Raw genomic sequence first — 23,799 nt, forward strand, 5'->3', positions numbered from 1 at the left:
TCGACGGCGCTGATCAGAGGGGGATGTTGCCGTGCCGGCGCTCCGGCGCCGGGGCGCGCTTGCCGCGCAGCGCGCGCAGGGCGCGGCAGACGTGGGCGCGGGTGTCGCGCGGGGCGATGACGGCGTCGACGTAACCGCGCTCGGCGGCGAGATAGGGCGTGCCGTAGGTGCTCTCGTACGCGGCGACGAGCCGGGCCCGCAGCGCCTCGGGGTCGTCGGCCGCGGCGAGCTCACGCCGGTGCAGGACGCCCACCGCGCCCTCCGCGCCCATGACGGCGATGCGCGCCGTGGGCCAGGCGAGGTTGACGTCGGCGCCCAGGTGCTTGGAGCCCATCACCGCGTACCCGCCGCCGTACGCCTTGCGCACCACCACGGTGACCTTGGGGACGGTCGCCTCGGCGTAGGCGTACAGCAGCTTCGCGCCGCGCCGGATGATGCCGGCCTGCTCCTGGCGGACCCCGGAGAGATAGCCGGGGACGTCGGCGAAGGTCAGGATCGGCAGCCCGAAGGCGTCGCAGAACCGCACGAAGCGCGCGGCCTTCTCGGAGGCGTCGATGTCCAGGACGCCGGCCGCGTGCAGCGGCTGGTTGGCGACCACGCCGACGGGGCCGCCCTCGACCAGGGCCAGCGCGCACACGATGTTCGGCGCGAACAGCTCCTGGACCTCCAGCAGCTCCCCGTCGTCGACGACCGCCCGCAGGACGTCGCGCATGTCGTACGCCTGGCCGAGCCGGTCGGGCACCACCTCGTCCAGCCGCGCGCCGGCGGGCACCTCGGCCGGGGTGTACCGCGGGGGCCGCTCCATGTTGTTGGCGGGCAGATACGACAGCAGGTCGCGGACGGTGTCGAGGGCCTCCTTCTCGTCGGCGGCGAGGAAGTGCGCGTTGCCGTTGACGGAGTTGCTGGCGCGGGCACCGCCCAGCTCCTCGGCGCTCGCGCGCTCGCCGGTGACGGCCTCGATGACGTCGGGCCCGGTGACGAACATGTGCGAGGCGCCGTCCACCATCACGGTGAAGTCGGTGATGGCGGGGGAGTAGGCGGCCCCGCCGGCGCACGGCCCGAGGACGACCGAGATCTGCGGGATCACCCCGGACGCGCGCACATTGCGGCGCACCAGCTCGGCGTAGAGGGCGAGGGAGGCGACGCCCTCCTGGATGCGGGCGCCGCCGCCGTCGTTGAGCCCGATGACCGGGCAGCCCGTCTTGAGGGCCAGGTCCATCAGGGCGACGGTCTTCTCCCCGAAGGCCTCACCCATGCTGCCGCCGAAGACGGCGGAGTCCTGGGCGAACACGCAGACCGGCCGGCCGTCGACCGTGCCGTGCCCGGTGACCACGCCGTCGCCGTACGGGCGGCGGGCGCCGTCCCCGGTGGGCCGGGCCCGGACGAACAGTCCCGTCTCGGTGAACGAGTCCTCGTCCAGCAGCAGGCCGATCCGCTCCCGGGCGCCGAACTCCCCGCGTCTCCTCGGTCCGCCCCCGGCCACCGCCTGCGCCCGGCGCCGCTCCAGGACGGCGATGCGCTCGGCGGTGCCGTCGGGCACACGGGTCCTCACCCGGGATGTCGTCGCTTCTGGTGTCACAGCCACCTCCGAAGGGGCTACCGAATATGGCAGCGCCCCGGGGGCGGGCCGAGGGGTTCGCCGTTCTGTGTGCGAGAGGTGAGTCTCGCGGGGCCGGGGTTTCGTCCGCGGGTGACAAGACGTCTCGCGATACGAGACAATGTCCGAAATGTAAGAAAAACACCCTTTTGGAGATCTGCCTGCCCCTCCGTGTCGAATGAAGAGCATGGGTGCGACCAAGGCCCCTGGCCTATACCGACGTGCCGCGCGAACCGGCCATTGCCGACCGGCACTTCCTCGGAACCCCCGGAGCTGACATGGCGGACAAGCCGGTGGAGACACTGCCCTCCACGCTGGCGGAATCCACGCTGGAAGAGTCCACGACCCTCCTGGACGACGGGTACGGCGATCCGGCCGTACTCGAAAGGATCCTCACCCCGGTACTGGCGGACGTCGTCCGCGTCGAGCACGTCCCGGCCGACGCCCACTTCTTCGACGAGCTGGGCGCCGACTCGCTGGTGATGGCGCACTTCTGCGCCAGGATCAGGAAACGGCCCGACCTGCCGTCGGTGTCCATGAAGGACATCTACCGGCATCCGACGATCCGCTGCCTGGCGACGGCCCTCGCCGACGCCGCGGCCGTCGAACGGGCCGAGGCCGCCTTCGAACGGACCGACACCGCCCCGGGCTCGCGGGCGCTCCCGGCGTCCACCGCTCCCGCCCGGTCAGGGCCGCCCGCCCCGCCCCCCGCGGGCACCCCGCACTACGTCCTGTGCGGCGTCCTGCAACTGCTGGCCTTCCTCGGCTACGCCTACCTCATCGCCGTGATCGCCGAACGGGGCTACGAGTGGATCTCCGCCGGGTCCGGCGCGGCCGAGCTGTACCTGCGGTCGGTCCTGTTCGGGGCCGCCGCGTTCGTGGGCCTGTGCGCCCTCCCCGTCATCGTCAAGTGGGCGCTCGTCGGCCGGTGGAAGCCCCGCGAGATACGCGTCTGGAGCCTGCCCTACGTCCGCTTCTGGATCGTCAAGACCCTGATCCGCTCCGACCCCCTGGTGCTGTTCCACGGGTCGCCGCTCTACCTCTTCTATCTGCGGGCCCTGGGCGCGAAGGTGGGGCGCGGCGTCGTCATCCTCTCCAAGACCGTGCCCGTGTGCACCGACCTGTTCACCGTCGGCGACGACACCGTCGTCCGCAAGGACTCCTCCTTCACCTGCTACCGGGCCCACGCCGGACTGATCCAGCCGGGACCCGTCACCCTGGGCAAGAACGTGCTGGTCAGCGAGGCCACGGTGCTCGACATCGACACCTCGCTCGGCGACGGCGCCCAGCTCGGCCACGCCTCCTCGCTGCACCGCGGGCAGACCGTACCGGCCGGTGAGCGCTGGCACGGCTCCCCGGCCCAGCCGACCGACGTCGACTACCGCACGGTGGGCTCGGTCCGCTGCGGCGCGCTGCGCAGGGCGACCCACAGCGGGCTGCAACTGCTGGTCGCGCTGGGCGTGTACGTACCGCTCGCGGTCGGCGGCGTGTTCGCGCTGCTCGCCGAGCTCCCACAGCTCAGCGCCGCCCTGGAGCCGGGACCCATGGTCTTCACCGAGGGATCGTTCTACGTCGACGCCCTGCTCCTGTCCTTCGTGGTCGTCTTCGGCGCCGTGCCCGCCGGACTCCTTCTCCTCACCACCGTCCCCCGCCTGCTCGGCAAGACGGTGAAACCCGACCGGGTCTACCCCCTGTACGGCTACCACCACAGCGTGCACCGGACGATCACGCTCCTCACCAACTGGCGGCTCCTGAAGCGGCTGTTCGGCGACAGCTCCTGCATCGTCCACTACCTGCGGTACCTCGGCTACGACCTCTCCCGCGTCGAGCAGACCGGGTCGAACTTCGGCACCGAGATGAAGCACGAGACGCCCTACCTGAGCTCCGTCGGTCGCGGCACGATGATCGCCGACGGGCTGTCCATGGTGAACGCCGACTACTCCAGCACCGCCTTCCGCGTCTCCCGGACCTCGATCGGACCCCGCAACTTCCTCGGCAACCGGATCGCGTACCCCACGCAGGGCAGGACGGGCGACAACTGCCTCCTCGCCACGAAGGTCATGGTGCCGGTCGACGGCGAGCTCCGCGAAGGCGTCGGACTGCTCGGCTCGCCCAGCTTCGAGATCCCCCGCTCGGTGCTCAGGGACAGCCGGTTCGACCGGTTCAAGACCCCCGAGGAGCGGCGGCCCGCCCTGGCCGCGAAGAACCGGCACAACGCGTCCACCATGCTCCGGTACCTGGGCTCGCGGTGGATCTACGTCTTCGGCCTCACCCTGCTCGCCTCGGCCGCCACCGAGTTCTACACCACGTTCGGCGCGCCGGCGATCGCCGTGGCCGACGTGCTCGGCGTGCTGTTCACGGTCGTGTATTTCGTGCTCCTGGAGCGCTTCGTCACGGCGTTCCACCGGCTGCGCCCCCTGCTCTGCTCGATCTACGACCGGCGTTTCTGGCAGCACGAGCGCTACTGGAAGGTGCCGTCGGAGTCGTTCTTGCGGATCTTCAACGGCACCCCGTTCAAGAACGCGGTCTGGCGGCTGCTCGGCGTCCGGCTCGGCCGCGAGGTCTTCGACGACGGCTGCTTCCTCACCGAACGGTCCCTGGTCGTCATCGGGGACGGCTGCACCCTCAACGCGGGCAGCGTCGTCCAGTGCCACTCGCAGGAGGACGGCACCTTCAAGTCCGACCGCAGCACCATCGGCTCCCGCTGCACCCTCGGCGTCGGCGCCTTCGTGCACTACGGCGTGACGGTGGGCGACGGCGCGGTGCTCGCCCCCGACTCCTTCCTGATGAAGGGGGAGCTCGTCCCGCAGGACGCCTCGTGGGGCGGCAATCCGGCCACACCGCTGCGCGCTCGCGGCGGCGGCGAGGGGAGGTAGGTCAGCATGGCGACACCACTGGTCACACAGGCCGGCAGGGACTACTGGCGGGACGTCCTGACCGCGGGCGGGGCCACCACGGTCCCCCGTTGGCGGACGGCCGGGACCGACCGCGAGGCCACCCCGGAAGCCGTTCACGAGGTCCCGCTCCCCGCCGTCCACGAGGTCCCGATCCCCGACGACCTGCTCGCCGCCCTGGACCGTACGGCCGACGAGACCGGCGTGTCCCTCGGCTCGGTGCTGCTGGCCGCGCACGCCAAGGTGCTCTCCGCCCTGACCGGCGAGCGCGAGGTCGTCACCGGCCACGTCGTCGAGGACGGAGGCCGGCCGCTGCCCTGCCGGCTGACCGTCGACCCCGGCCCGTGGCGGACCCTGGTGGAGCACACCCACCGGACCGCCCGCGGCCTGCTGACGCACCAGGACTTCCCCGTGGACGCCCTGCGCCGTGAGCTGGGCCTGCCCGGACCCTCGACCGAAGCGGTGTTCGACCCGACCGGCGGCGCGGGCGAGCTGCCCGAGGACGCCGTCCTGCGCGTGGAGCTCCCGCGACACGACGGCCGGCACCCCCGGTGGACGCTGCGCCTGCGGTACCGGACCGACGCGCTCGACCCCGACAGCGCCGCCCGGATCGCGGGCTACCACCTCACCGCGCTCCGCCTGATCGCCGCCGAGCCGGACGCCCCGCACGGCCGTCGGAGCCTGCTCTCCGCCGAGGAGCTCCGTCTCCAGCTCGACGGACTCGCCGGACCCGTCCGCGAACTGCCCGACCTCCGGGTCCACGAGCTGTTCGAGCAGCGGGTCCGGACCCACCCGGACGCCGTCGCCGTCGTGCGCGGCGAGGACCGGTGGACCTACCGGGAGCTCAACGCACGGGCCAACCGGCTGGGCCGCGCCCTGCTCGCCCGCGGCCTCGGCCGCGAGGACGTCGTCGCCGTGGTGACCGAACGGACCCTGGACTGGGCGGCCGCCGTCCTCGCCGTCTTCAAGGCCGGCGGGGCCTATCTGCCCGTGGAGCCGCACTTCCCGGCCGACCGCGTCGCGACCATGCTCACCCGCGCCGGATGCCGCCTCGTGCTCACCGAGCAGGGCAGCACCGCCACGCTCGACGACGCCCTCGCCACGCTGCCCGCCGTCGAGGCGCTCCCCGTCGACACCGCGTACGCGGAGACCCAGCAGGACGGCGACCTCGGCGGCCACGGGGCCCTCGGCAGCGACGGGGATCTCGGCGGCCTGGGCGTGCCCGTCTCGGCCGATCAGCTCGCCTACCTCTTCTTCACCTCCGGCTCCACCGGCGAACCCAAGGGCGCCATGTGCGAGCACGCCGGACTGCTCAACCACCTGCACGCCAAGATCGGCGACCTCGGCATCGGCGAGGGACAGGTCGTTGCCCAGACGGCCCCCCAGTGCTTCGACATCTCGCTGTGGCAGCTGCTCTCCGGGCTCCTGGCCGGCGGGCGCACTCTGCTCGTGGAACAGGAGACGATCCTCGACGTCCCCCGGTTCGTCGACGCCGTCGACCGCGGCGGGGTCGGCGTGCTCCAGGTCGTGCCGTCGTACCTCGACGCCGTCCTGACCTATCTGGAGCGGCGTCCGCGCGCCCTGCCCGAGCTGCGGTGCGTGTCGGTCACCGGCGAGGCGCTGAAGAAGGAGCTGGTCCAGCGCTGGTTCGCGGCCCAGCCCGGGATCACCCTGGTCAACGCCTACGGGCTCACCGAGACCTCCGACGACACCAACCACCATGTGATGGACCGGCCGCCCGACGGCGAACGCGTCCCGCTCGGCCGCGCCGTCGGCAACGTACGCGTGTACGTCGTCGACGAGAACCTGGCACCGGTGCCGCTGGGCGCGCCCGGCGAGATCGTCTTCTCCGGGGTGTGCGTCGGCCGCGGCTACGTCAACGACCCCGAGCGCACCCGGCTCGCCTTCACCGCCGACCCGCACCGCCCCGGCGAGCGGCTCTACCGCAGCGGCGACCACGGCCGCTGGCTGCCGGGGGGCGTGCTGGACTTCCTCGGCCGCCGGGACACCCAGGTCAAGATCCGCGGCTTCCGGATCGAGATCGGCGAGGTCGAGAACGCCATGCTGGGGGTACCCGGGGTGCGTGACGGCGCGGTGGTGACCGCCGACGGCGCGGGCCGGGGCGGACGCCTGGTGGCCTTCTACTCCGGCGGCGGCCCGCTGGCGGACGACGTCCTGCGCGAACGGCTCGGCCGGTCGCTGCCCGCGTACATGGTCCCCTCCGACTTCCACTGGCGGCGGAGCCTGCCCCTGACCGCCAACGGCAAGATCGACCGCAAGGCGCTCACCGCGCTCGCCGCCCGGCTCGACGGGACGGAACCCGCCACCGGGACAGCGACCGAGACGGCGACCGAGACGGCGACCGAGACCGCCGCCGGACCGGACCGGGACGCGCCCCGCACGCCGACCGAGCGGCGGCTGGCCGCCGGATGGGCGCAGGTGCTGGACGTTCCGGAGCACCGGATCCGCCGCCACGACCACTTCTTCGACCGCGGCGGCACCTCCCTCGCCGCCGTCCGCCTCGCGATCGCCCTCGACCGCGCCGTGGACCTCACCGACCTCACCCGCCACCCGGTCCTCGCCGACCTGGCCCGCACGGTCGATGCCAGAGCCGCCGACGCCACCGGAACCTGACCCCCACAGCGGGCAGCGCACGCGCACCGCCGCACGCGCACCGCCGCCGAAAGGAGACCTAGATGCCGTCCTCGATCCCCCTGTCGCCGCCCGGCGTCGACCTGCGGCCCGGCAGGCCCCCCGTCCTGCGCGCCGAACCCCCCGGCGACGCGGTGGGCTGGGCCGCCGAGCACCGGGACGCGCTGCGCGCCGTCGTCGTCGAGCACGGCGCGGTCCTGGTCCGCGGCCTCGGACCCAGCGACCCGGACACCACCGCGGCCGTCCTGCGCGAGCTGGCCGGCGGCCGTCCGATGACCGAGAAAGAGGCCTTCGCGTCCCGCCGGACCTACGCCGACGGCGTGTACTCCTCCGCCAAATGGCCCCCCAACCAGCCCATGTGCATGCACCACGAACTCAGCTACACCCTGGAGTTCCCCGGGCTGATGCTGTTCGCCTGCCGGGAGGCCCCCGCCGCCGGCGGAGCGACCGCGCTGGCCGACGCGCAGAACGTGCTCAGCGCGCTGCCCACCGACCTCGTCGCACGGTTCCTGCGGGAGGGCTGGCTGCTCACCCGCACCTACAACGACGAGATCGGCGCGTCCCTCGCCGACTCCTTCGGCACCGAGGACCGCGCCGCGATCGAGCAATACTGCCGCGCGTCCGCCATCGCCTTCGAGTGGCAGCCCGACGGCGGACTGCGCACCCGCCAGCGCCGCAGCGCCGTCGTCCGCCACCCCGTCACCGGCCGCCGCTGCTGGTTCAACCAGATCGCGTTCCTCAACGAGTGGACGCTGGCCCCCGAGATCCGCGAGTACCTGGTCGACGTCTACGGCCCCGACGGGCTCCCCTTCAACACCCGCTACGGGGACGGCGAGCCCATCGGCGAGGACACCGTGCGCCTGCTGAACGAGGTCTACGAGGCGCACACCGTGCGCGAGCCGTGGCAGTCCGGCGACCTGATGCTCGTCGACAACGTCCGCACCGCCCACAGCCGGGAGGCCTACGAAGGGCCGCGCGAGGTGCTCGTCGCGATGGCCGACGCCGTCCGGCTGGCCGACTGCTCGCCGACCGTGGAGGTGACCCCCCGATGACGACCCCCCGCACCGCCGCGAGCCGGCCCGCGCCGGCCGTGCCGGTCGCCGTGCCCCCGTTCGCGGTCCTGCCCGGCGCCCAGGTCCGGCAGGCCCTGCACGGGCGGGAGAAGCAGCTCGTGGAACTCGTCGAGGCCGCCTACCGGCTGCACGACGCCGGCGACACCGTGAACCCGCCGTCCCACTTCCTGCGCTTCCCCGACCGCCCCACCTCCCGGATCATCGCGCTGCCCGCCTCGATCGGCGGGGAGACCCCGGTGGACGGCCTGAAGTGGATCTCCAGCTTCCCGCAGAACGTGACGGCCGGAGTCCCGAGGGCGTCGGCGGTGCTCGTCCTCAACGACCACGACACCGGCTACCCGTTCGCCTGCATGGAGGCGTCCATCGTCAGCGCCACCCGCACGGCGGCGTCCGCCGCGCTGGCCGCGGACCGGCTCAGCGCCGGCCGGCGCCGCCCGGCACGCGTCGGGTTCGTCGGCACGGGCCTGATCGCCCGCTACGTCCACACCTTCCTCGTCGGCACCGGCTGGTCCTTCGACGCCGTCGGCGTCCACGACCTGTCGGCCGACAGCGCGGACGGCTTCCGCGGCTACCTGGAGCAGTCCGGCGCGCCCGGCGACATCGTCGTCCACGACAGCGCCGAGGCGCTGATCCGCGCGAGCGACCTGGTGGTCTTCGCCACCGTCGCCGGCCGGCCGCACATCCAGGCGCCCTCGTGGTTCGCCCACCATCCGCTCGTACTGCACCTCTCGCTGCGCGACCTGGCTCCGGAGGTGGTGCTCGCCTCGGCGAACCTCGTCGACGACGTCGAGCACTGCCTGACCGCGCAGACCTCCGTCCACCTCGCCGAACAACGAACCGGCCACCGCGGCTTCCTCACCGGCACCCTGGCGGACGTACTGGCCGGACGCGTCACGCCCCCGACGGACCGGACGGTGGTGTTCTCGCCGTTCGGCCTCGGAGTGCTCGACCTCGCGGTCGGCAAGTACGTGTACGACGAGGTGGCCGGCTCCGGAGAGCTGCACGTGATCGACGACTTCTTCCATGAGCTGAACAGGTACGGATGAACGCCATCCGGCCCCGGGCCGATCTTCAACCCGCGGAGGCCATCGTGTCAGTCATATCGGATCCCTACACCTTCAACGAGGAGGACCTCTACGTCGATCTCCGGTCGGTACTCGGTCGCAAGCTCTTCCTGAAGTGCGAGGGCTTCAACTTCGCCGGGTCGATCAAGCTGAAACCGGCTACGGAGATGGTGGAGGCCGCCGAGCGGCAGGGAGCCCTGACATCGCGGTCCGTCCTGCTCGAATCGTCCTCCGGGAACATGGGCGTCGCGCTCAGCATGATCGCGGCGAGCAAGGGCTACCCCTTCCTGTGCGTCACCGACTCCCGCTGCAACCTGTCGACCAGGCTGCTGATGGAGGCCCTCGGAGCCCATGTGCACGTCATCACGGTGCCCAGCAGCGACGGCGGTTTCCTGCGCGCCCGCATCGATTACGTCCGCACGCTGTGCGCCTCGGACGACCGGTACGTGTGGCTCAGCCAGTACACCAACCCGGGCAACTGGAAGGCGCACTACCTCCAGACCGCGCCCGCCATCGCCCGCTCGTTCCCCGGACTCGACGTGCTGTTCATCGGCGCCGGCACCACCGGCACCCTGATGGGCTGCGCACGCTACTTCCGCGAGTGGCACCGGCCGGTCCGCATCGTCGCCGTCGACAGCGTCGGCTCGGTGACCTTCGGCGGCGAGTCCGGCCGCCGGATGCTCCCCGGCCTCGGCATGAGCGTCCGCCCCCCGCTGCTCGACGAGGACTACGTCGACGAGGCCGTCCACGTGGAGGAGGCGGACACCATCCGCGCCTGCCACCGGCTGGCCCGGCGCGGCTTCCTCTTCGGCGGCTCCACCGGCACCGTCGTCAGCGGCGCGATGCGCTGGCTGGCCCGGCACGACACCCCCGGCCTCACCGCCGTGGCCATCGCCCCGGACCTCGGAGAGCGCTACCTCGAGACCGTCTACCAGGCCAACTGGGTGCAGGCCCTCTACGGCGACGACGTCCTCGGCCCCGGCGGCCCGGACGCCGCCGGCTCCCTCGCCGCCCGCACCGCGCCCCCCGTCGCCTCGCCCGACCTGTGGACGGGCCACCGGCCGGGCGACTCCGCCCCGCTGCGAGATGCGGTCGACGGCCGTGCCTCACAGACTGTGAAGGGGGACGGATGAGCCCGGCAGCCGTGCCGGGGCAGGCACGCAGGCGGGAGAGGGTGTGGCGAAGCGACAGGCCCCCTGGGCCCAGCACACCGGTGCATCCGAGACCGACCGGCTCCTGCTGTCCGTGGCCGCCGGCAGCCAGGACGCCTTCACCCGTCTGTACGACGCGGTCGCCGGCCCCATCTACGGAATCGCCTGCCAGGTCCTGCGGGACCCGGCCCGCGCCGAGGAGGTCGCCCAGGAGGTCATGCTGGAGGTCTGGCAGACAGCCCCCCGCTACCGGCCGGAGAGCGGGCACGCCATGACCTGGATGATGACCATCGCCCACCACCGCGCCGTCGACTGCGTCCGCACCGCGCGCAGATCCGCCGAACGCGAGCGCGCCGTCTCCCTGCGGGACACCGTGCCCGCCTTCGACGACGTCGCGGAAGCCGTGGAGGCGATCGGCGAACGCGAAGAGGTCCGCACCTGTCTGCGGCAGCTCACCACCGAACTGCTCCAGCCCGTGCTGCTCGTCTACTACCGGGGCCTGACCCATGCCGAGGTCGCCTCAGTCCTGTCCCTGCCGCTGGGCACCGTCAAGAGCCGTCTGCGCAGGGCACTGACCTATATGCGGCAATGTCTGGGAGCCCCCCGATGATGAAAGACGACGCGAACGACCTCACCGGCGCCTACGCCATGGACGGCCTCGACGAGGAGGAACGGCAGGCCTTCCGGAGGCACTGCGCCGAATGCCCCGAGTGCGCCGACGAGGCCGGCCGTCACCAGGAGGCGGCGGCCTGGCTCGCCCTCGCGGTGGCCCGCACCCCACCGGAGTGCCTGAAGGTACGCGTCCTGGCCGAGGCGGCTCGCACCCCCCAGTTCCCCCCGTCGCCCCCGGCCGGCGAAGGGACGTCGCCGGCCGGGGGAGGAGCGAGCACCGTCGCCGACGACCCCGGTGACTGCTACGTCGCCAGCGGGCCGGCGCTCTGACGATCCGTGCGACGCCGGTCCCGTACCGGTGTTACCGTTCAGGCCGTCGATACGGGCGAGGATCAACAGGAGCCGGGGCACCAGTGGTGGTACGTCGTATGGCCGCAGCCGTCGTGCTGCTCGCCGCGGCCGTCCTGCTGCACCTCGGCACACCCCACCACCTCACCGCCACGGCTGCCGCGGTGACGGCCACGGCGAACGCGGAATCCGCCACGGCGAACGCGGAATCCGCCACGGCGAACGCGGTGACGGCCGCTGTGGTGGCCGAGCCGCCCGCGCACACGGTCCTGCACGGCGACGCTCTCGGCGCGCCGCACCACGAGGCAGACGACGACGCTCTCGTCCTGCCGCCCAGGGCGGGGCACCCCGCCGGCACACCGGTGCTCGCCGCCGACGTGACCGCGGACGCCGCCCTAGCCTCCGCCACCGCCGTCCCACCCGGCCCCGCGCATCCCCGGACCGCCAGAGAGGTCCGAAGCCCGGGCAGCGGACTCGCGCCCGCGCTGAGCGTTCTCCAGACCTTCCGCCGCTGACGGCTGCCCGGCTGACCGGCGCCGCGCTCTCCCTACCCCCGCACGCCCACGGATCTTCCGTGACATTCCGGGGTGAACTCCAATGAGCGCGCACAAAAGCGCATGAACGTCAATGAACGCGAATGAACGAAACATTCCGCTCATCCGTATCCCCTGCCACAGCCGCCCCCTGACCGCCCCACGCGGGCGGGCCCCTGGATCTGATACGGAGAGGCACGTGTCACTACAGCCCCAGCGAGGACGCACCGGCCGGACGTCCTCGTCCACCGCCCGCTCGACACGCGGCGCGGCCCTCGCCGCGAGCCTGGCCCTGCTGGCCCTGGCCACCGCGTGCAGCGGCACCGAGAAGGAGGCGTCGGTCAACACCGACCCGTCGAAGATCTCCGCCGCCCCGGAGGCCGGCGTCGTCGCCCCCGCCAAGGTCGAGGTGATCGCAGGCCTGACCGGCTGCACGCCCAAGATCCGCATCGACGCCGACGAACTGCGCCAGGGCATCTGCCACACACCCGAGGTCGACTACCTCATCACCACCTTCCCCGAGGACAGGTTCACCCAGGCCTGGCTGGACTCCGCCGCCGTCTACGGCGGCACCTACCTGGTCGGCACCCGGTGGATCGTCAGCGCGAAGGAGCCGGAGATGCTGGAACGGTTCCGCGCCAAGCTCGGCGGGACGATCCAGCAACTGCGCGGCATCGGCCCGAGCGTCGCCCCGACCGCCGCCGCCCCGAGCGCGTCATGACGGCCGCCGTCCCCACGGCCGCGCGCCGCACCGGCGGGAGGCCGCTGACCGCCCTCCTGCTGGTCGGCGCCGTGCTGGCCCTCCTGCTCGGCGGCGCGGGCCCGGCCTCCGCCCACTCCACGCTCGTGCGGGCCGTCCCCGCCGACTCCTCGGTGATCAAGACGGCCCCGAAGCAGATCACCCTCACCTTCTCCGAGACCGTCGGCCTCAACGCCGGATCGCTGCGCGTGCTGTCCCCGGAGAGCCTGCGCGTCGACACCGGATCCGTCCGGCACGCCCCCGGGACGACGGACACCGCCCAGGTGACGCTGGCCGGGAAGCTCCCCGAGGGCACCTACACGGTGGGCTGGCGGGTCGTCTCCGCGGACGGCCACCCGATCTCCGGCGCGTTCACCTTCTCCCTGGGCCAGCCCTCCTTCTCCACCGCCGTACTGGGCAAGGACTCCCCGGACGACACCGCCGCGTCCCGCCTCTACGACGGGGTCCGCTACCTCGCGTACGGCGGGCTGGCCCTGCTGATCGGCGTCGCCCTGTTCCTGCTGGCGTGCTGGCCGGCGGGCGCGGCGCTGCGTCCGCTGCGCAGGCTGCTGCTCGCCGGCTGGGCGACGCTGACCGCCGCCACCGTCCTGCTGTTGCTGCTGCGCGGGCCGTACGAGTCCGGCGGGGGCCTCTCCTCCCTGACCGACCTGTCGCTCCTGGAGCGCACGATCACGGGCAGGACCGGGCTGGCCCTCGGCGCACGGCTGGCGCTGCTCGCCGTGGCGGGCGTCCTGCTGAAGCGGTACGGCGCCCGGCTCGGCGAAGTGACGCGGGGGCCGTCGCCCGCCTCGGACGCCGGAGACGTCGTCGGCCGGGCTTCCCCGCGGACCGGCGTACGGGTCGCGGGCGCGCTGTCCGCCGTCGCGCTGGCCCTCACCTGGGCGGCGGCCGAGCACGCCTCCGCCGGCATCCAGGTGCCGCTGGCGATCCCCGTCTCCGTGCTGCACCTGCTCGCCATGGCGGTGTGGCTGGGAGGCCTGGCCGCGCTGGCGGTCGCCCTGTACCGGGCGCCCGCCGACACCGTCGTCCCGGCGCCCGCGGTCGCCCGTTTCTCCCGGCTGGCGTTCGCCTCGGTCGTCGTCCTGGTCGTGACCGGCCTCTACCAGTCCTGGCGCCAGGTCGGCTCGCTGGACGCCCTGACCACCACCGACTACGGCAGGCTCCTCACCCTCAAGGCCGGCGCCGTGATCCTGGTGCTGACGGTGGCCTCCTTCTCCCGCCAGTTGACCGGGCAACTCCTCCAGCGGAAACCGGCGGAGGCGGTGTCGGCGGAGGCTGTACCGGAGGAGGTCGTACCGAAAAAGCCGGTGTCGGCGGTCGTACGCTCACGGGCGGCGCAGACCGTCCCGGCCGAGGGCCCCGCCGGCGATCCGCCACCCGACGCCGACGCCGACGCCGGCACCAGCACCGGTACCGATGCCACCCCGGCCCCCACCGCCCCCGCCCCCACCGAGCCCGCCTCCGACGCCCCCCACCGCCACCGCCGAGCTCTCCGCCGCTCGGTCGCCTTCGAAGCCGTCCTCGGCGTGCTGGTCCTGGCGATCACCACGCTGCTCACCGGGACCCAGCCCAGCCGGGCCGCCGTCCGGGGCGCCGCCGCGACCGCCGAGGCCCAGGCGCCCACGGCGCGGATGGTGATGGTGCCCTTCGACACCGGCATCCCGAACGGAAGCGGCAGGGTGCAGATCACGTTCGCCCCGGCGCGCGTGGGCGACAACACCGCGGAGGCGCTGGTGTACGGGGCGGACGGGGGCATCCTGTCGGTTCCCGAGGTCCGACTCACGCTCACCCACCGGGAGCAGCAGATCGGCCCGCTGGACGCGAAACTCGTCGACCGGAACGGCTACTGGGCCGCCGACCGGCTGCGGCTCCCGCTGTCCGGCGCCTGGACCATGGCGGTCACCGTGCGCCTCACCGACATCGACCAGGTCACCGTCACCCAGGACGTGATGATCCGCCCGGCGCCGGAGCTCTGAACCAGCGGCGCAGACTCGGCATGGCGTCGGCGCGAAGGGTGACTCGTACACCATGGCGAACGACCCCCGCGGCTCCGGCGCGCGGCCGGAGCCGCGGCGGTCCCTGGCGGTGGGCGCCCTGATCGGCATGGCGGTCATGGCGGCGGTCGACGAGATCGTCTTCCACCAGCTCCTGGGCTGGCACCACTTCTACGACCGCTCCACCACCGCCGTCGGCCTGTTCTCCGACGGCCTGCTGCACACCGCCGAACTGCTGGCCCTCGTCGCCGGCCTCATCCTCTACGCCGACCTGCGCCGCAGGCGGGCCCTGGCCGTCGCCCACGCCCGCGCGGGCCTCTTCCTGGGCCTCGGCCTCTTCCAGCTCTTCGACGGCATCGTCGACCACAAGCTGCTGCGCCTGCACCAGATCCGCTACGGCGTCGACGTCACCCCCTACGACTGGGCCTGGAACCTCGGTGGTCTGGCCCTGCTGCTCATCGGCTGCGCCCTGACCGTCCGCGCCGCCCGCCGCACCCGGCCGGAGTCCACACCATGACGCCGGTCCACGTCCACCACCCGCCCGCCGGTCCGGGCTGGGCCGACCTGGCCGCACCCTGCGCCGCGGCGGCCACGGCATTGGCGGTCGCCGCGTACCTGCTGGCAGCTCACCGGCTGCGCTCCCGCGCAGACGCCTGGCCCCGCGCGCGGGACGCGTCTTTCGTCGCGGGCGGCGTCCTGACGGCCTGGACCGTGCTGGGGGAGCCACCCGGCGGGCCGTTCACCGCGCACGCGGCCCAGCACCTGGCCGCCGGCATGGCGGCCCCGCTGCTCCTCGTTCTCGCCCGCCCCCTCACCCTGTGCCTGCGCAACCTGCCGCCCGGCCGGGTGCGACGGGGCCTGCTGGCGATTGCGCACGCGCAACCCGTGGGCGTTCTGCTGTTCCCTCCGGTGGCGGCGGCGGTGGATGTCGCCGGTCTGTGGCTGCTGTACCGCACCGGCCTCTTCGCCGCCGCGCAGCACCACCCGGCGCTGCACGCCGTGGTGCACGCACACGTGTGGGCCGCCGGTCTGCTCTTCGCCTTCGCCGTCTGTCAGCTCGATCCCGTGCGCCACCGCTGGAGCCTCGCCGTGCGCGGCACCGTCCTGCTCGCCGTCGGCGGCCTCCACTCCGTGCTCGCCAAGAGCCTGTACGCCGTCGCGCCGCCCGGCACCGCCTTCACCGCCGGTGACCTGCACACGGGGGCCCAGCTGATGTACTACGGCGGCGACCTCACCGAACTCGCCCTCGCCGTCGTCCTGGCGGCCCAGTGGTACACCGCGACCGGCCGCGCCCACGCCCGCCGTCACGGCGCGACGCCGGCGACGCGGCTCACATGAGCCCACCCGGGTGACCGTACGTCCCGATTCCTGGCTGAAGGAGCGTAAGGACGAAGCGCCTACCCGCGACCGTGGCCGCCACGCCGCAGCATGACCGACGTCCTCCCGTCCGGACGGTTTCAACCGGCCGCAACGGGCACTTCGTCAAACTTCCTTCAGGAGGTCCCCGTGACGTTCAATCCCCTCGAACAACGCGGCATCCCGCTCGACCGTCAGCTCAGGAACTGGCGCGAGCTGAACGTGGACCCCATCGACGCCGACCACTGCGACCCGTACACCCGCTGCCGCATCATCACGATGAACGGCATCGAGGTCGAGGCCATCATGTTCAGCCATCAACTGGCGCGGAACACCGTCGACCCGGAGATCAAACGGCAGCTCGCACAGACCCGGTACATCGAGGCCCAGCAGCAGAAGGCCGTCAACTGGCTGCTGCCCGGTCTGTCTTCGGTGCTCGAGACGACGATCGCGTATGAGCAGGTCGCGGTCGACCTCACCGCGTGGGTGGCCCGGATGGAGCCCGACCCGTACCTGAAGCAGGCGTACCAGTTCGGTGTGCTGGAGGACTTCGACCACCTGTACCGGTACGCCAACCTGTACGAGATGATCGAGCACCGCAAGGCGGACGCCATCGTCGAGCAGCTCACCGAGGTCATGCCCGGCCGCCCCACCAAGTACCACCACCGCCACCCCGCGGACAACGTGCGCGACCCGTACGACCGCACGCGCACCGACCCGCTGTCCAAGCTGCACGCGTTGACGGTCATGTCGGCGGAGCAGCAGACCATGAACTTCTACATGAACGTCGGCCCGCAGTACATGGAGCCGATCGCCCGGCAGCTCTACCAGGAGATCGGTCTCATCGAGGAGGAGCACGTCACCCACTACGAGTCCCTCGTCGACCCGGGTGAGACCTGGTGGGAGCAGCTCGTCAACCACGAGTACAACGAGTGCTACCTCTACCACTCCTTCATGGAGCAGGAGAGCGACCCGAAGGTGAAGGCGATCTGGGAACTCCACCTCAACCAGGAACTGGAGCACCTGCACATCGCGTGCGACCTGATGCGCCGCCTCGACGGCCGGGAGCCCGAGGAGGTCCTGGCGCCGCAGCTGCCCGCGGTGCTCACCTTCGAGCCGAACAAGGCCTACCTGCGTGAGCTCCTGGACACCCAGATCGACCTGACGACGCTGGGCGCCGGATACGTGCGGGACGCGCACGAGCGGTTCGAGAAGCTCCAGGAGCAGATCCACGGGGGCGAGGAGCCGCCGAGCGAGCGGGTCATGGCCGAGCACGACGCGATGTTCGGCCGCGAGTTCCGTCAGGAGACCGAGGGCGAGCACCCGGTCCCCGAGTTGCGCGCCCACTGAACGACGGAGGACCCGATGAGCCAGCAGCACACCCCGCACGCCGGAGACGACCACGCTCCGGACACCGATGTCGTCTCCCTCCTGATGCGCCAGCACGGCGACATCCGCAACCTCTTCGACGAGGTCGAGCGCGGCACGGGTGAGGAACGCCGGGACGCCTTCCACCGGCTGGTGCGGCTCCTCGCCGTGCACGAGACCGCCGAGGAGGAGGTGGTCCATCCCTTCGCCCGGCGCAACGTCACCGGCGGCGAACAGGTGGTGGCCGATCGCCTGGAGGAGGAGAGGGAGGCCAAGGAGACGCTCGCCACGCTGGACGACATGGACACCGACGACCCGAAGTTCATGCCCCAGCTCCTCGCTCTGCGCCGGGACGTCCAGACCCACGCCCGGGCCGAGGAGCGGTACGAGTTCATCCACATCCGGCGCACCGCCGACGCGGGCACCCTGGCCTCCATGGCCAAGGGCATCAAGGCGGCCGAGGCCATGGCGCCCACCCGCCCGCACCCCGGGGTGGAGTCCGCGACCGCGAACGTCGCCCTCGGGCCCGTCGCGGCCCTCATGGACCGCACCAAGGACGCCGTACGCAAGGCGATGAACCGCCGCGACAGCTGACGGCGGCCGGTGCGCCCGGCGGGCGGCGACCGGTCAGCGGGACGGTCGGGACCGCCGGGCACACCGGTTGTCCGGCCGCGGCAAACCGATGGGCTGTGGGCGGGACGTTGGTCCCGCGAGGGGGTACCCGGCTCGCACGGGACACACGGACCGTGAATCCCCAGCCAGGAGGCGATCATGACCGACCGGACCCAGACGACCATGGAGTCGCACCCGGACATCCTGGAGATGCGCGAGCGCCACGCACGGGCCGAGCGAGCCGCGAGCACCCAGCAGGGACAGGCTGTTGAGGCGCTGGCCCTGCTCACAGGCCTGTACCTGGCCGCATCCCCGTGGATCGCGGGCTTCAACGGCCTCTCCACCCTGACCGTGAACAACCTGATCACCGGCATCGCCTACGCCCTGCTCCTGAGCGGCTTCGGGCACGCCTACGAGCGCACCCACGCCCGGGCGTGGGCGGCCGCGGTGATCGGCGCCTGGACCATCATCGCGCCGTGGGTGGTGGCCGGGAACGTGGACACTACACGCACCATCGTCAACAACATCATCGTGGGCGTCATCGCCCTGATGCTCGCGCTCATGGCCGCCATGGCGGCGGGCGACACCGACAGGGGCGGCAGTGGACGCTCAGCCCGGATGGCTCGCTGACACGGCGCGGTGACTCGGGCTGTCGACGTGACGGCGACCGCACGCTCCGCGGTCGCCGTCACGTCGCGTCCGAGCTCGTCGTCGATCTCCTGCACAAGGCCACGCCTTCACCACCGGCGTCGTCGACGACGCGCCCGCCGCGCCGACGTCGGTCCGCTTCCCCGCAGGGACGTCTACAGCCCTAACGGCTGAGCAGCCCGGCCAGCGCGCCGAGTCCGCCGGCGCAGGCGAGGACGGCGGAGGCGCACGCGGCGTGGCGCCTGAGCAGGGCGCGCCGCAGGGCGGCGTAACGGTCCTCGTACTCCTGGCGCAGCTCGGCGGCTCGGTCGACTGTCGCCCGCAGCATCCGGCGGGTGAGGCCGATGCGCTGCCGGACGTAGTGTCGTCTGACGTCCTCGGCCTGGGTTGAGGTCAGCCAGGGCAGCAGGGCGCACAGCTCCTCGGCCTCGCGGGCGGCTTCCTCGTGGTGGGCGCGGGCCAGGAGGTAGCCCTCGATCGTGTCGGCCAGCGTGTTGCCGACGTCGCGCGAGGTGTGCTGCCCCCCGCGTCTCACTGCGGTTCGCCCCGGTGGCTCTCGGCGTCCAGGGCGTCGCGCCTGCCGCCGTGCTCGAGGTACTCGATCTCCGCCAGGTCCGGGTGGTGCAGGTCGAAGGCGGGGGATTCGGAGCGGATGCGCGGCAGGGTGACGAAGTTGTGGCGGGGCGGCGGGCAGGAGGTGGCCCATTCCAGGGAGCGGCCGTATCCCCAGGGGTCGTCGACTTCGACCCGCTCGCCCTTCTGGGCGGTGCGCCAGACGTTGTAGAGGAACGGCAGCGTGGACAGGCCGAGGAGGAAGGAGCCGATGGAGGAGATGGTGTTGAGGGCGGTGAAGCCGTCGGCGGCGAGGTAGTCGACGTACCGGCGGGGCATGCCCTCGGCGCCGAGCCAGTGCTGGACCAGGAAGGTGGTGTGGAAGCCGACGAACAGCGTCCAGAAGTGGATCTTCTCCAGGCGGTGGTCGAGCATGGTGCCGGTCATCTTCGGCCACCAGAAGCTGAAGCCGCCGAACATGGCGAAGACGATCGTGCCGAAGAGCACGTAGTGGAAGTGGGCGACGACGAAGTAGCTGTCGGTGACGTGGAAGTCCATCGGCGGTGACGCGAGCAGGACGCCGGTCAGGCCGCCGAAGAGGAACGTGACGAGGAAACCGGACGCCCACAGCATGGGCGGCTCGAAGGAGATCGAGCCCTTCCACATCGTGCCGATCCAGTTGAAGAACTTCACCCCGGTCGGCACGGCGATCAGGAAGCTCATGAAGGAGAAGAACGGCAGCAGCACCGCCCCGGTGGCGAACATATGGTGAGCCCACACGGTCACGGACAGGCCGGTGATGGCGATGGTGGCGCCGACCAGGCCCATGTAACCGAAGATCGGCTTGCGGGAGAACACCGGAAGGATCTCGGTGACCACGCCGAAGAACGGCAGGGCGAGGATGTAGACCTCCGGGTGGCCGAAGAACCAGAACAGGTGCTGCCACAGGAGCGCCCCGCCGTTCTCCGGGTCGAAGATGTGCGCACCGAACTTGCGGTCCGCCTCCAGGGCGAGCAGGGCTGCGGCCAGGACGGGGAAGGCGAGCAGGACCAGCACCGAGGTGAGCAGCACGTTCCAGGTGAAGATCGGCATCCTGAACATGGTCATGCCGGGGGCGCGCATACAGATGACGGTGGTGATGAAGTTGACCGCGCCGAGGATCGTGCCGAAGCCGGCGAAAGCCAGCCCCATGACCCACAGGTCGCCGCCGAGCTGAGTGGTGCGCTCGCCGCCGCTGAGCGGCGTGTAGGCGGTCCAGCCGAAGTCGGCTGCGCCCTCGGGTGTCATGAAGCTGCCGAGCACGATGAGCCCGCCGAAGAGGAACAGCCAGTACGAGAACATGTTCAGCCGCGGGAAGGCGACGTCCGGGGAGCCGATCTGGAGCGGCATGATCGCGTTGGCGAACCCGGCGAACGTCGGCGTCGCGAACAGCAGCAGCATGATCGTGCCGTGCATCGTGAACGCCTGGTTGTACTGCTCGTTCGAGAGCAGTTGCACGCCCGGCCGGGCGAGCTCCGCCCTGATCGCCATCGCCAGCACTCCGCCGACGAGGAAGAAGCCGAACGAGGTGATGAGGTAGAGGTGGCCGATCTTCTTGTGGTCGGTGGTGGTCAGCCAGGTGACGATCACCTGGCCTCGGCCGCGGCGCTCCGCCGCCGGCACCGGAGCAACAGGTTCGGTATGGGTCGCCATCAGTTCCCTCGGTCGCCGGCGGTGCTAAGTGGTGGGCTGCGCGTGACCAGCCCAGCGGAAACTAGTCCCGGCGATCGGCCGCCGCAGCCTGATACCGGCCGTTTCTGCGCTGAACGGCCGATCGATCCATTCGTCCGAGTGAAGCGGTCACGGCGGGAGGGTGAGGGGCGGTCAGGACGTGAGGTGATGACGTGAAGGCTCACCGGCGGCCCGCCCGCGAGCCGCGGTAGGCGGCGCGGCGCGTCACCGTCAGAGCACTGCTGGGGGTGATCCCGGGCACGCTGTGCGCGTGGACGTCGAAGCCGCGGCTGTCCTCCTGTGCGCCGGCGCCACCGTCGTCGTGACCCGGGTGACGGCGGGTTCTCGTGGCACGGAGCCGAAGCCGAAGCGCACGGGCGGTGCGACGGGGGCCGGTGTGCCGAGGCCGTGGCCCTCGAAGGACCCGGACGCGGTGCGGATCGGCCACAGGTCCCGGGCGCCGTACCAAGCGCGGCGGCCCGAGGGGCCCCGGCCGCGGGTGCGCACGCCGGGCAGCAGGAGGCGGGCGGGCCGGTCGATCAGCGCGCTCCACGCGGGGCTGCGGGCGAGGGCGCCGGGCACGGCGCGCAGCAGGAGCCCGAGGAGACCCCGACGGCCGGTGACGAAACGCAGCTCCAGTGACCCGGCGGCCACGGTCCAGGTGGCTCCGGCGACCCGCACGCAGACCGGCGTGACGCGCACGGCGTCGAAGGCGTACGTCTCGCTGACGAAGTCCGCCGTCTCCCGGGTGGGCGCCAGCAACAGCCGCTGTCCGTCGGCCCGTTCGAGCATCACGTCGCTGAAAGGGCCGAACGGCGACCGCTGCCAGTGACCGAGCACGATCCGCGTCCCGGACGACGTGCCCACGCCCGCGATCCAGCCGTCGAAGCGCAGTCGCGGCGGCCGGCGCGGGACGCCGCCGAGCCCGCGCGGGAACCACTGCTCCGCGCGCTCGCGCCGGCTCACGGGGTGGTGCTCTCGACGGAGATCAGTTCGGTGACCGCGCGCAGACCGCCGGCGGCGAGGGCCGTGCGCTGCCGGTCCGCACCCGTGCCGTCCTGGAGGAGCCGGTGGATCAGGGCCGTCACCTCGCGGGTGTCGCCGGCCGCCTCCAGCGCGGGGGCGATGCGCCGCACCAGCTCGTACAGCACGTCTCCGGCGCGGTTGCGGCCGCCTCCGGGGTCGATCAGGGCGTCGCTCAGACCGTGGCGGGCCGCGTGCCACATGGCGGCCTGGAGCAGCTCGGGGGCGCACTCCGGGACGGGCGCCCCGGCGGTCGCCTCCACGAGCGCGGTCTCCGTCAGCGCCCGGACGATCCCGGCGAACATGACCGCGTCGTCCGCGCGCAGCTGAACGTCCAGACACCGCACCTCCACGGTGGGATACCGGTCCGACAGGCGCGCCTGCCAGTACAGCTGGCCCGGGTCCGTGATCAGCCCGCTCTCCTGGAGATGCCGTACGCGCCGGTCGTAGTCGTCGGCGTCGAGGAAGAACGGCGGTACGCCGCTCACCGGCCAGCGGCTGAAGATCACGGTGCGCCAGCTGGCGAAGCCCGTGTCGTGGCCGTCCCAGAGCGGGGAGTTCGCCGACATCGCCGTCAGCGTCGGCAGCCAGACCCGGATCCGGTTCAGCACCTGGACGCCCGCCTCACGGCCCGGCACGGCCACATGCACGTGCATGCCGTTGACCAGCTGCTCCGCCACCAGCTGGGGCGCCTGCACGGCCATGGCCCGGTAGCGGGCGTTGTCGGTGACGGCCACCGGCCTGCCGTGACGCAGCGGCGGGGTGCCGCAGGCCGCGATCCGGCAACCGTGCGCCTCGGCGGCGGCCCCGAGGGCGTGCCGCAGCCGCAGCAGATGTCCACCGACCTCCTCCAGATCGCCGCAGACCGGGGTGGCCACCTCGACCTGCGCCTGGAGCAGCTCGCACTGCACCTCGTGGTCGGTCGCGAGCGACGCCAGGCCCGCGGCGACACGCACCTTGTCCGCGTGGGGCACCGGCAGGCCCGTGACCGGGTCGAGCAGCAGGTACTCCTCTTCCACACCGATCGTCGTCATCGGCCGCCCTCTGTTCCGCACCCCCGTGGGGTGCACGCCCGTGGGTGACCCGAGTGCCGCGCTCCACCGGCGACAAACCATGACAATAATCCCGACCTTCATATGGGTGTTAATGGGGGCAAAACAGTCACTCGTGTACTGAACGGATTAATCAACACATGGTGGTCCGAGGAGGAGTGGCTGATGAGTGACGCAGCACAGGGCGACACGACAAGGGCGCGGCAGACCGGCGAGACGGCCAGAGCAGAGGCCTCGGCTACGGCGGACCAGGCCAAGCAGGCCGCCGGACAGGTCGCGGGTACCGCCGTGGACCAGGCCAAGACCGTGGCCGGGGAGGCGCGGCAGCAGGTCGGCGCCGTCGCCGGCGACCTGCGGACCCGCGCGATGGACGAGGTCGAGGGGCAGACCAAACGGGCTGCCGGTGCCATGCACCAGTGGGCGGACGACCTGGCCGGACTGGCCGAGAACGCCCGGAGCGACTCGCCCGCCCGCAGTCTCGCGGCTCAGGCGGCCGACGGTGGGCACCGGGCGGCCGACTACCTGGAGAAGCACGGTGTCCAGGGCGTCATCTCGGACGTGCAGGGCTTCGCCCGCCGTCGTCCCGGGGCCTTCCTTGGCGGCGCCCTGCTGGCCGGGATGGCCGTCGGGCGGCTGGTCAAAGTGGCGGCGAAGGCCGACACGTCGTCCGGGACGGGACAGCGAGAACTCGCCCCGGCCACGCAGCGGACGACCGCGACTCCCGCCGCGCCGGCGTACCCGCCGTCCGTCAACATGCCCGCGGGCGATACCCCGGGCCGGCCGGTTCCGGGAGTGTGAGC

At 72.3% G+C, this 23,799-nt stretch carries 21 protein-coding genes; 16 read left to right on the forward strand and 5 right to left on the reverse strand.

Features of this window, described 5'->3' with window-relative positions; genetic code table 11:
- Positions 1-13 precede the first annotated feature (13 nt).
- On the reverse strand, positions 14-1,540 hold the full coding sequence (locus ACFYX4_RS23885) for an acyl-CoA carboxylase subunit beta (protein WP_389336771.1): 1,527 nt from the start codon (positions 1,538-1,540) through the stop codon (positions 14-16).
- Between the two features lie 335 nt (positions 1,541-1,875).
- Here ACFYX4_RS23885 and ACFYX4_RS23890 point away from each other — a divergent pair, with 335 nt between their 5' ends.
- The 15 genes from ACFYX4_RS23890 (at position 1,876) to ACFYX4_RS23960 (ending at position 18,644) form a co-directional block, all read left to right on the forward strand.
- Positions 1,876-4,473 (forward strand): Pls/PosA family non-ribosomal peptide synthetase, encoded by a 2,598-nt coding sequence (locus ACFYX4_RS23890; protein WP_389336774.1) that lies wholly within the window; start codon positions 1,876-1,878, stop codon positions 4,471-4,473.
- 6 nt (positions 4,474-4,479) lie between these two features.
- Positions 4,480-7,125: an amino acid adenylation domain-containing protein gene (locus ACFYX4_RS23895; RefSeq protein ID WP_389336777.1), complete on the forward strand. Its 2,646-nt coding sequence runs from the start codon at positions 4,480-4,482 to the stop codon at positions 7,123-7,125.
- 62 nt (positions 7,126-7,187) lie between these two features.
- Positions 7,188-8,195 carry a TauD/TfdA family dioxygenase gene (locus tag ACFYX4_RS23900; protein WP_389336780.1) on the forward strand — a complete coding sequence of 336 codons (1,008 nt, stop codon included), beginning with the start codon at positions 7,188-7,190 and terminating at the stop codon, positions 8,193-8,195.
- Positions 8,192-9,262 carry a 2,3-diaminopropionate biosynthesis protein SbnB gene (gene sbnB, locus ACFYX4_RS23905; RefSeq protein WP_389336783.1) on the forward strand — a complete coding sequence of 357 codons (1,071 nt, stop codon included), beginning with the start codon at positions 8,192-8,194 and terminating at the stop codon, positions 9,260-9,262. The genes ACFYX4_RS23900 and sbnB overlap by 4 nt, the downstream gene beginning before the upstream one ends.
- 44 nt (positions 9,263-9,306) lie before the next feature.
- Positions 9,307-10,413 carry a 2,3-diaminopropionate biosynthesis protein SbnA gene (gene sbnA, locus ACFYX4_RS23910; RefSeq protein ID WP_389336786.1) on the forward strand — a complete coding sequence of 369 codons (1,107 nt, stop codon included), beginning with the start codon at positions 9,307-9,309 and terminating at the stop codon, positions 10,411-10,413.
- 43 nt (positions 10,414-10,456) lie between these two features.
- Complete coding sequence (locus ACFYX4_RS23915; RefSeq protein ID WP_389336789.1) at positions 10,457-11,041, forward strand: sigma-70 family RNA polymerase sigma factor; 585 nt, start codon at positions 10,457-10,459, stop codon at positions 11,039-11,041.
- Positions 11,038-11,373, forward strand: coding sequence for a zf-HC2 domain-containing protein (locus ACFYX4_RS23920; RefSeq protein WP_389336792.1), 336 nt, complete (start codon positions 11,038-11,040; stop codon positions 11,371-11,373). The genes ACFYX4_RS23915 and ACFYX4_RS23920 overlap by 4 nt, the downstream gene beginning before the upstream one ends.
- Positions 11,374-11,471: 98 nt before the next feature.
- Entirely contained in the window at positions 11,472-11,906 is a 435-nt protein-coding gene (locus tag ACFYX4_RS23925; protein ID WP_389336795.1) for a hypothetical protein, read from the forward strand.
- A 217-nt stretch (positions 11,907-12,123) separates the two neighbouring features.
- The gene (locus ACFYX4_RS23930; protein WP_389336798.1) at positions 12,124-12,645 is read left to right on the forward strand and encodes a hypothetical protein; all 522 of its coding nucleotides are present in this window, start codon (positions 12,124-12,126) and stop codon (positions 12,643-12,645) included.
- Entirely contained in the window at positions 12,642-14,660 is a 2,019-nt protein-coding gene (locus ACFYX4_RS23935) for a copper resistance CopC/CopD family protein (RefSeq protein ID WP_389336801.1), read from the forward strand. The genes ACFYX4_RS23930 and ACFYX4_RS23935 overlap by 4 nt, the downstream gene beginning before the upstream one ends.
- Before the next feature lie 52 nt (positions 14,661-14,712).
- Positions 14,713-15,195 carry a DUF2243 domain-containing protein gene (locus tag ACFYX4_RS23940; protein ID WP_389336804.1) on the forward strand — a complete coding sequence of 161 codons (483 nt, stop codon included), beginning with the start codon at positions 14,713-14,715 and terminating at the stop codon, positions 15,193-15,195.
- On the forward strand, positions 15,192-16,016 hold the full coding sequence (locus ACFYX4_RS23945) for a cytochrome c oxidase assembly protein (RefSeq protein WP_389336807.1): 825 nt from the start codon (positions 15,192-15,194) through the stop codon (positions 16,014-16,016). The genes ACFYX4_RS23940 and ACFYX4_RS23945 overlap by 4 nt, the downstream gene beginning before the upstream one ends.
- A 168-nt stretch (positions 16,017-16,184) precedes the next feature.
- Entirely contained in the window at positions 16,185-17,384 is a 1,200-nt protein-coding gene (locus ACFYX4_RS23950; protein ID WP_389336811.1) for a hypothetical protein, read from the forward strand.
- Between the two features lie 15 nt (positions 17,385-17,399).
- The gene (locus ACFYX4_RS23955; RefSeq protein ID WP_389336814.1) at positions 17,400-17,996 is read left to right on the forward strand and encodes a hemerythrin domain-containing protein; all 597 of its coding nucleotides are present in this window, start codon (positions 17,400-17,402) and stop codon (positions 17,994-17,996) included.
- A 177-nt stretch (positions 17,997-18,173) separates the two neighbouring features.
- Positions 18,174-18,644, forward strand: coding sequence for an SPW repeat protein (locus tag ACFYX4_RS23960; protein ID WP_389336817.1), 471 nt, complete (start codon positions 18,174-18,176; stop codon positions 18,642-18,644).
- Positions 18,645-18,825: 181 nt separating this feature from the next.
- On the opposite strand, the gene ACFYX4_RS23965 is transcribed toward ACFYX4_RS23960, so the two are convergent.
- From ACFYX4_RS23965 to ACFYX4_RS23980, 4 genes are all read right to left on the reverse strand, one after another.
- Entirely contained in the window at positions 18,826-19,197 is a 372-nt protein-coding gene (locus ACFYX4_RS23965) for a hypothetical protein (RefSeq protein ID WP_389336820.1), read from the reverse strand.
- Complete coding sequence (gene ctaD, locus ACFYX4_RS23970) at positions 19,194-20,906, reverse strand: cytochrome c oxidase subunit I (protein ID WP_389336823.1); 1,713 nt, start codon at positions 20,904-20,906, stop codon at positions 19,194-19,196. Before ctaD ends, ACFYX4_RS23965 begins: the two co-directional genes overlap by 4 nt.
- A 249-nt stretch (positions 20,907-21,155) precedes the next feature.
- On the reverse strand, positions 21,156-21,818 hold the full coding sequence (locus tag ACFYX4_RS23975) for a hypothetical protein (protein ID WP_389336923.1): 663 nt from the start codon (positions 21,816-21,818) through the stop codon (positions 21,156-21,158).
- Between the two features lie 68 nt (positions 21,819-21,886).
- Complete coding sequence (locus ACFYX4_RS23980; protein WP_389336826.1) at positions 21,887-22,981, reverse strand: glutamate--cysteine ligase; 1,095 nt, start codon at positions 22,979-22,981, stop codon at positions 21,887-21,889.
- 183 nt (positions 22,982-23,164) lie between these two features.
- Here ACFYX4_RS23980 and ACFYX4_RS23985 point away from each other — a divergent pair, with 183 nt between their 5' ends.
- Positions 23,165-23,797 carry a hypothetical protein gene (locus ACFYX4_RS23985; RefSeq protein WP_389336829.1) on the forward strand — a complete coding sequence of 211 codons (633 nt, stop codon included), beginning with the start codon at positions 23,165-23,167 and terminating at the stop codon, positions 23,795-23,797.
- Positions 23,798-23,799 lie beyond the last annotated feature (2 nt).

Source organism: Streptomyces sp. NPDC002328 (assembly GCF_042890065.1).
Taxonomy (GTDB): domain Bacteria; phylum Actinomycetota; class Actinomycetes; order Streptomycetales; family Streptomycetaceae; genus Streptomyces.

Excerpts from the sequence above, each read along its gene's own strand:
- ACFYX4_RS23900 (WP_389336780.1), top strand. The coding sequence starts at position 7,188 with ATGCCGTCCTCGATCCCCCTGTCGCCGCCCGGCGTCGACCTGCGGCCC.
- ACFYX4_RS23925 (WP_389336795.1), top strand. The coding sequence starts at position 11,472 with ATGGCCGCAGCCGTCGTGCTGCTCGCCGCGGCCGTCCTGCTGCACCTC.
- ACFYX4_RS23960 (WP_389336817.1), top strand. The coding sequence starts at position 18,174 with ATGACCGACCGGACCCAGACGACCATGGAGTCGCACCCGGACATCCTG.
- ACFYX4_RS23945 (WP_389336807.1), top strand. The coding sequence starts at position 15,192 with ATGACGCCGGTCCACGTCCACCACCCGCCCGCCGGTCCGGGCTGGGCC.
- ACFYX4_RS23895 (WP_389336777.1), top strand. The coding sequence starts at position 4,480 with ATGGCGACACCACTGGTCACACAGGCCGGCAGGGACTACTGGCGGGAC.
- ctaD (WP_389336823.1), bottom strand. The coding sequence starts at position 20,906 with ATGGCGACCCATACCGAACCTGTTGCTCCGGTGCCGGCGGCGGAGCGC.
- ACFYX4_RS23985 (WP_389336829.1), top strand. The coding sequence starts at position 23,165 with ATGAGTGACGCAGCACAGGGCGACACGACAAGGGCGCGGCAGACCGGC.
- ACFYX4_RS23890 (WP_389336774.1), top strand. The coding sequence starts at position 1,876 with ATGGCGGACAAGCCGGTGGAGACACTGCCCTCCACGCTGGCGGAATCC.
- ACFYX4_RS23935 (WP_389336801.1), top strand. The coding sequence starts at position 12,642 with ATGACGGCCGCCGTCCCCACGGCCGCGCGCCGCACCGGCGGGAGGCCG.
- ACFYX4_RS23980 (WP_389336826.1), bottom strand. The coding sequence starts at position 22,981 with ATGACGACGATCGGTGTGGAAGAGGAGTACCTGCTGCTCGACCCGGTC.
- ACFYX4_RS23955 (WP_389336814.1), top strand. The coding sequence starts at position 17,400 with ATGAGCCAGCAGCACACCCCGCACGCCGGAGACGACCACGCTCCGGAC.
- ACFYX4_RS23920 (WP_389336792.1), top strand. The coding sequence starts at position 11,038 with ATGATGAAAGACGACGCGAACGACCTCACCGGCGCCTACGCCATGGAC.
- sbnB (WP_389336783.1), top strand. The coding sequence starts at position 8,192 with ATGACGACCCCCCGCACCGCCGCGAGCCGGCCCGCGCCGGCCGTGCCG.
- ACFYX4_RS23940 (WP_389336804.1), top strand. The coding sequence starts at position 14,713 with ATGGCGAACGACCCCCGCGGCTCCGGCGCGCGGCCGGAGCCGCGGCGG.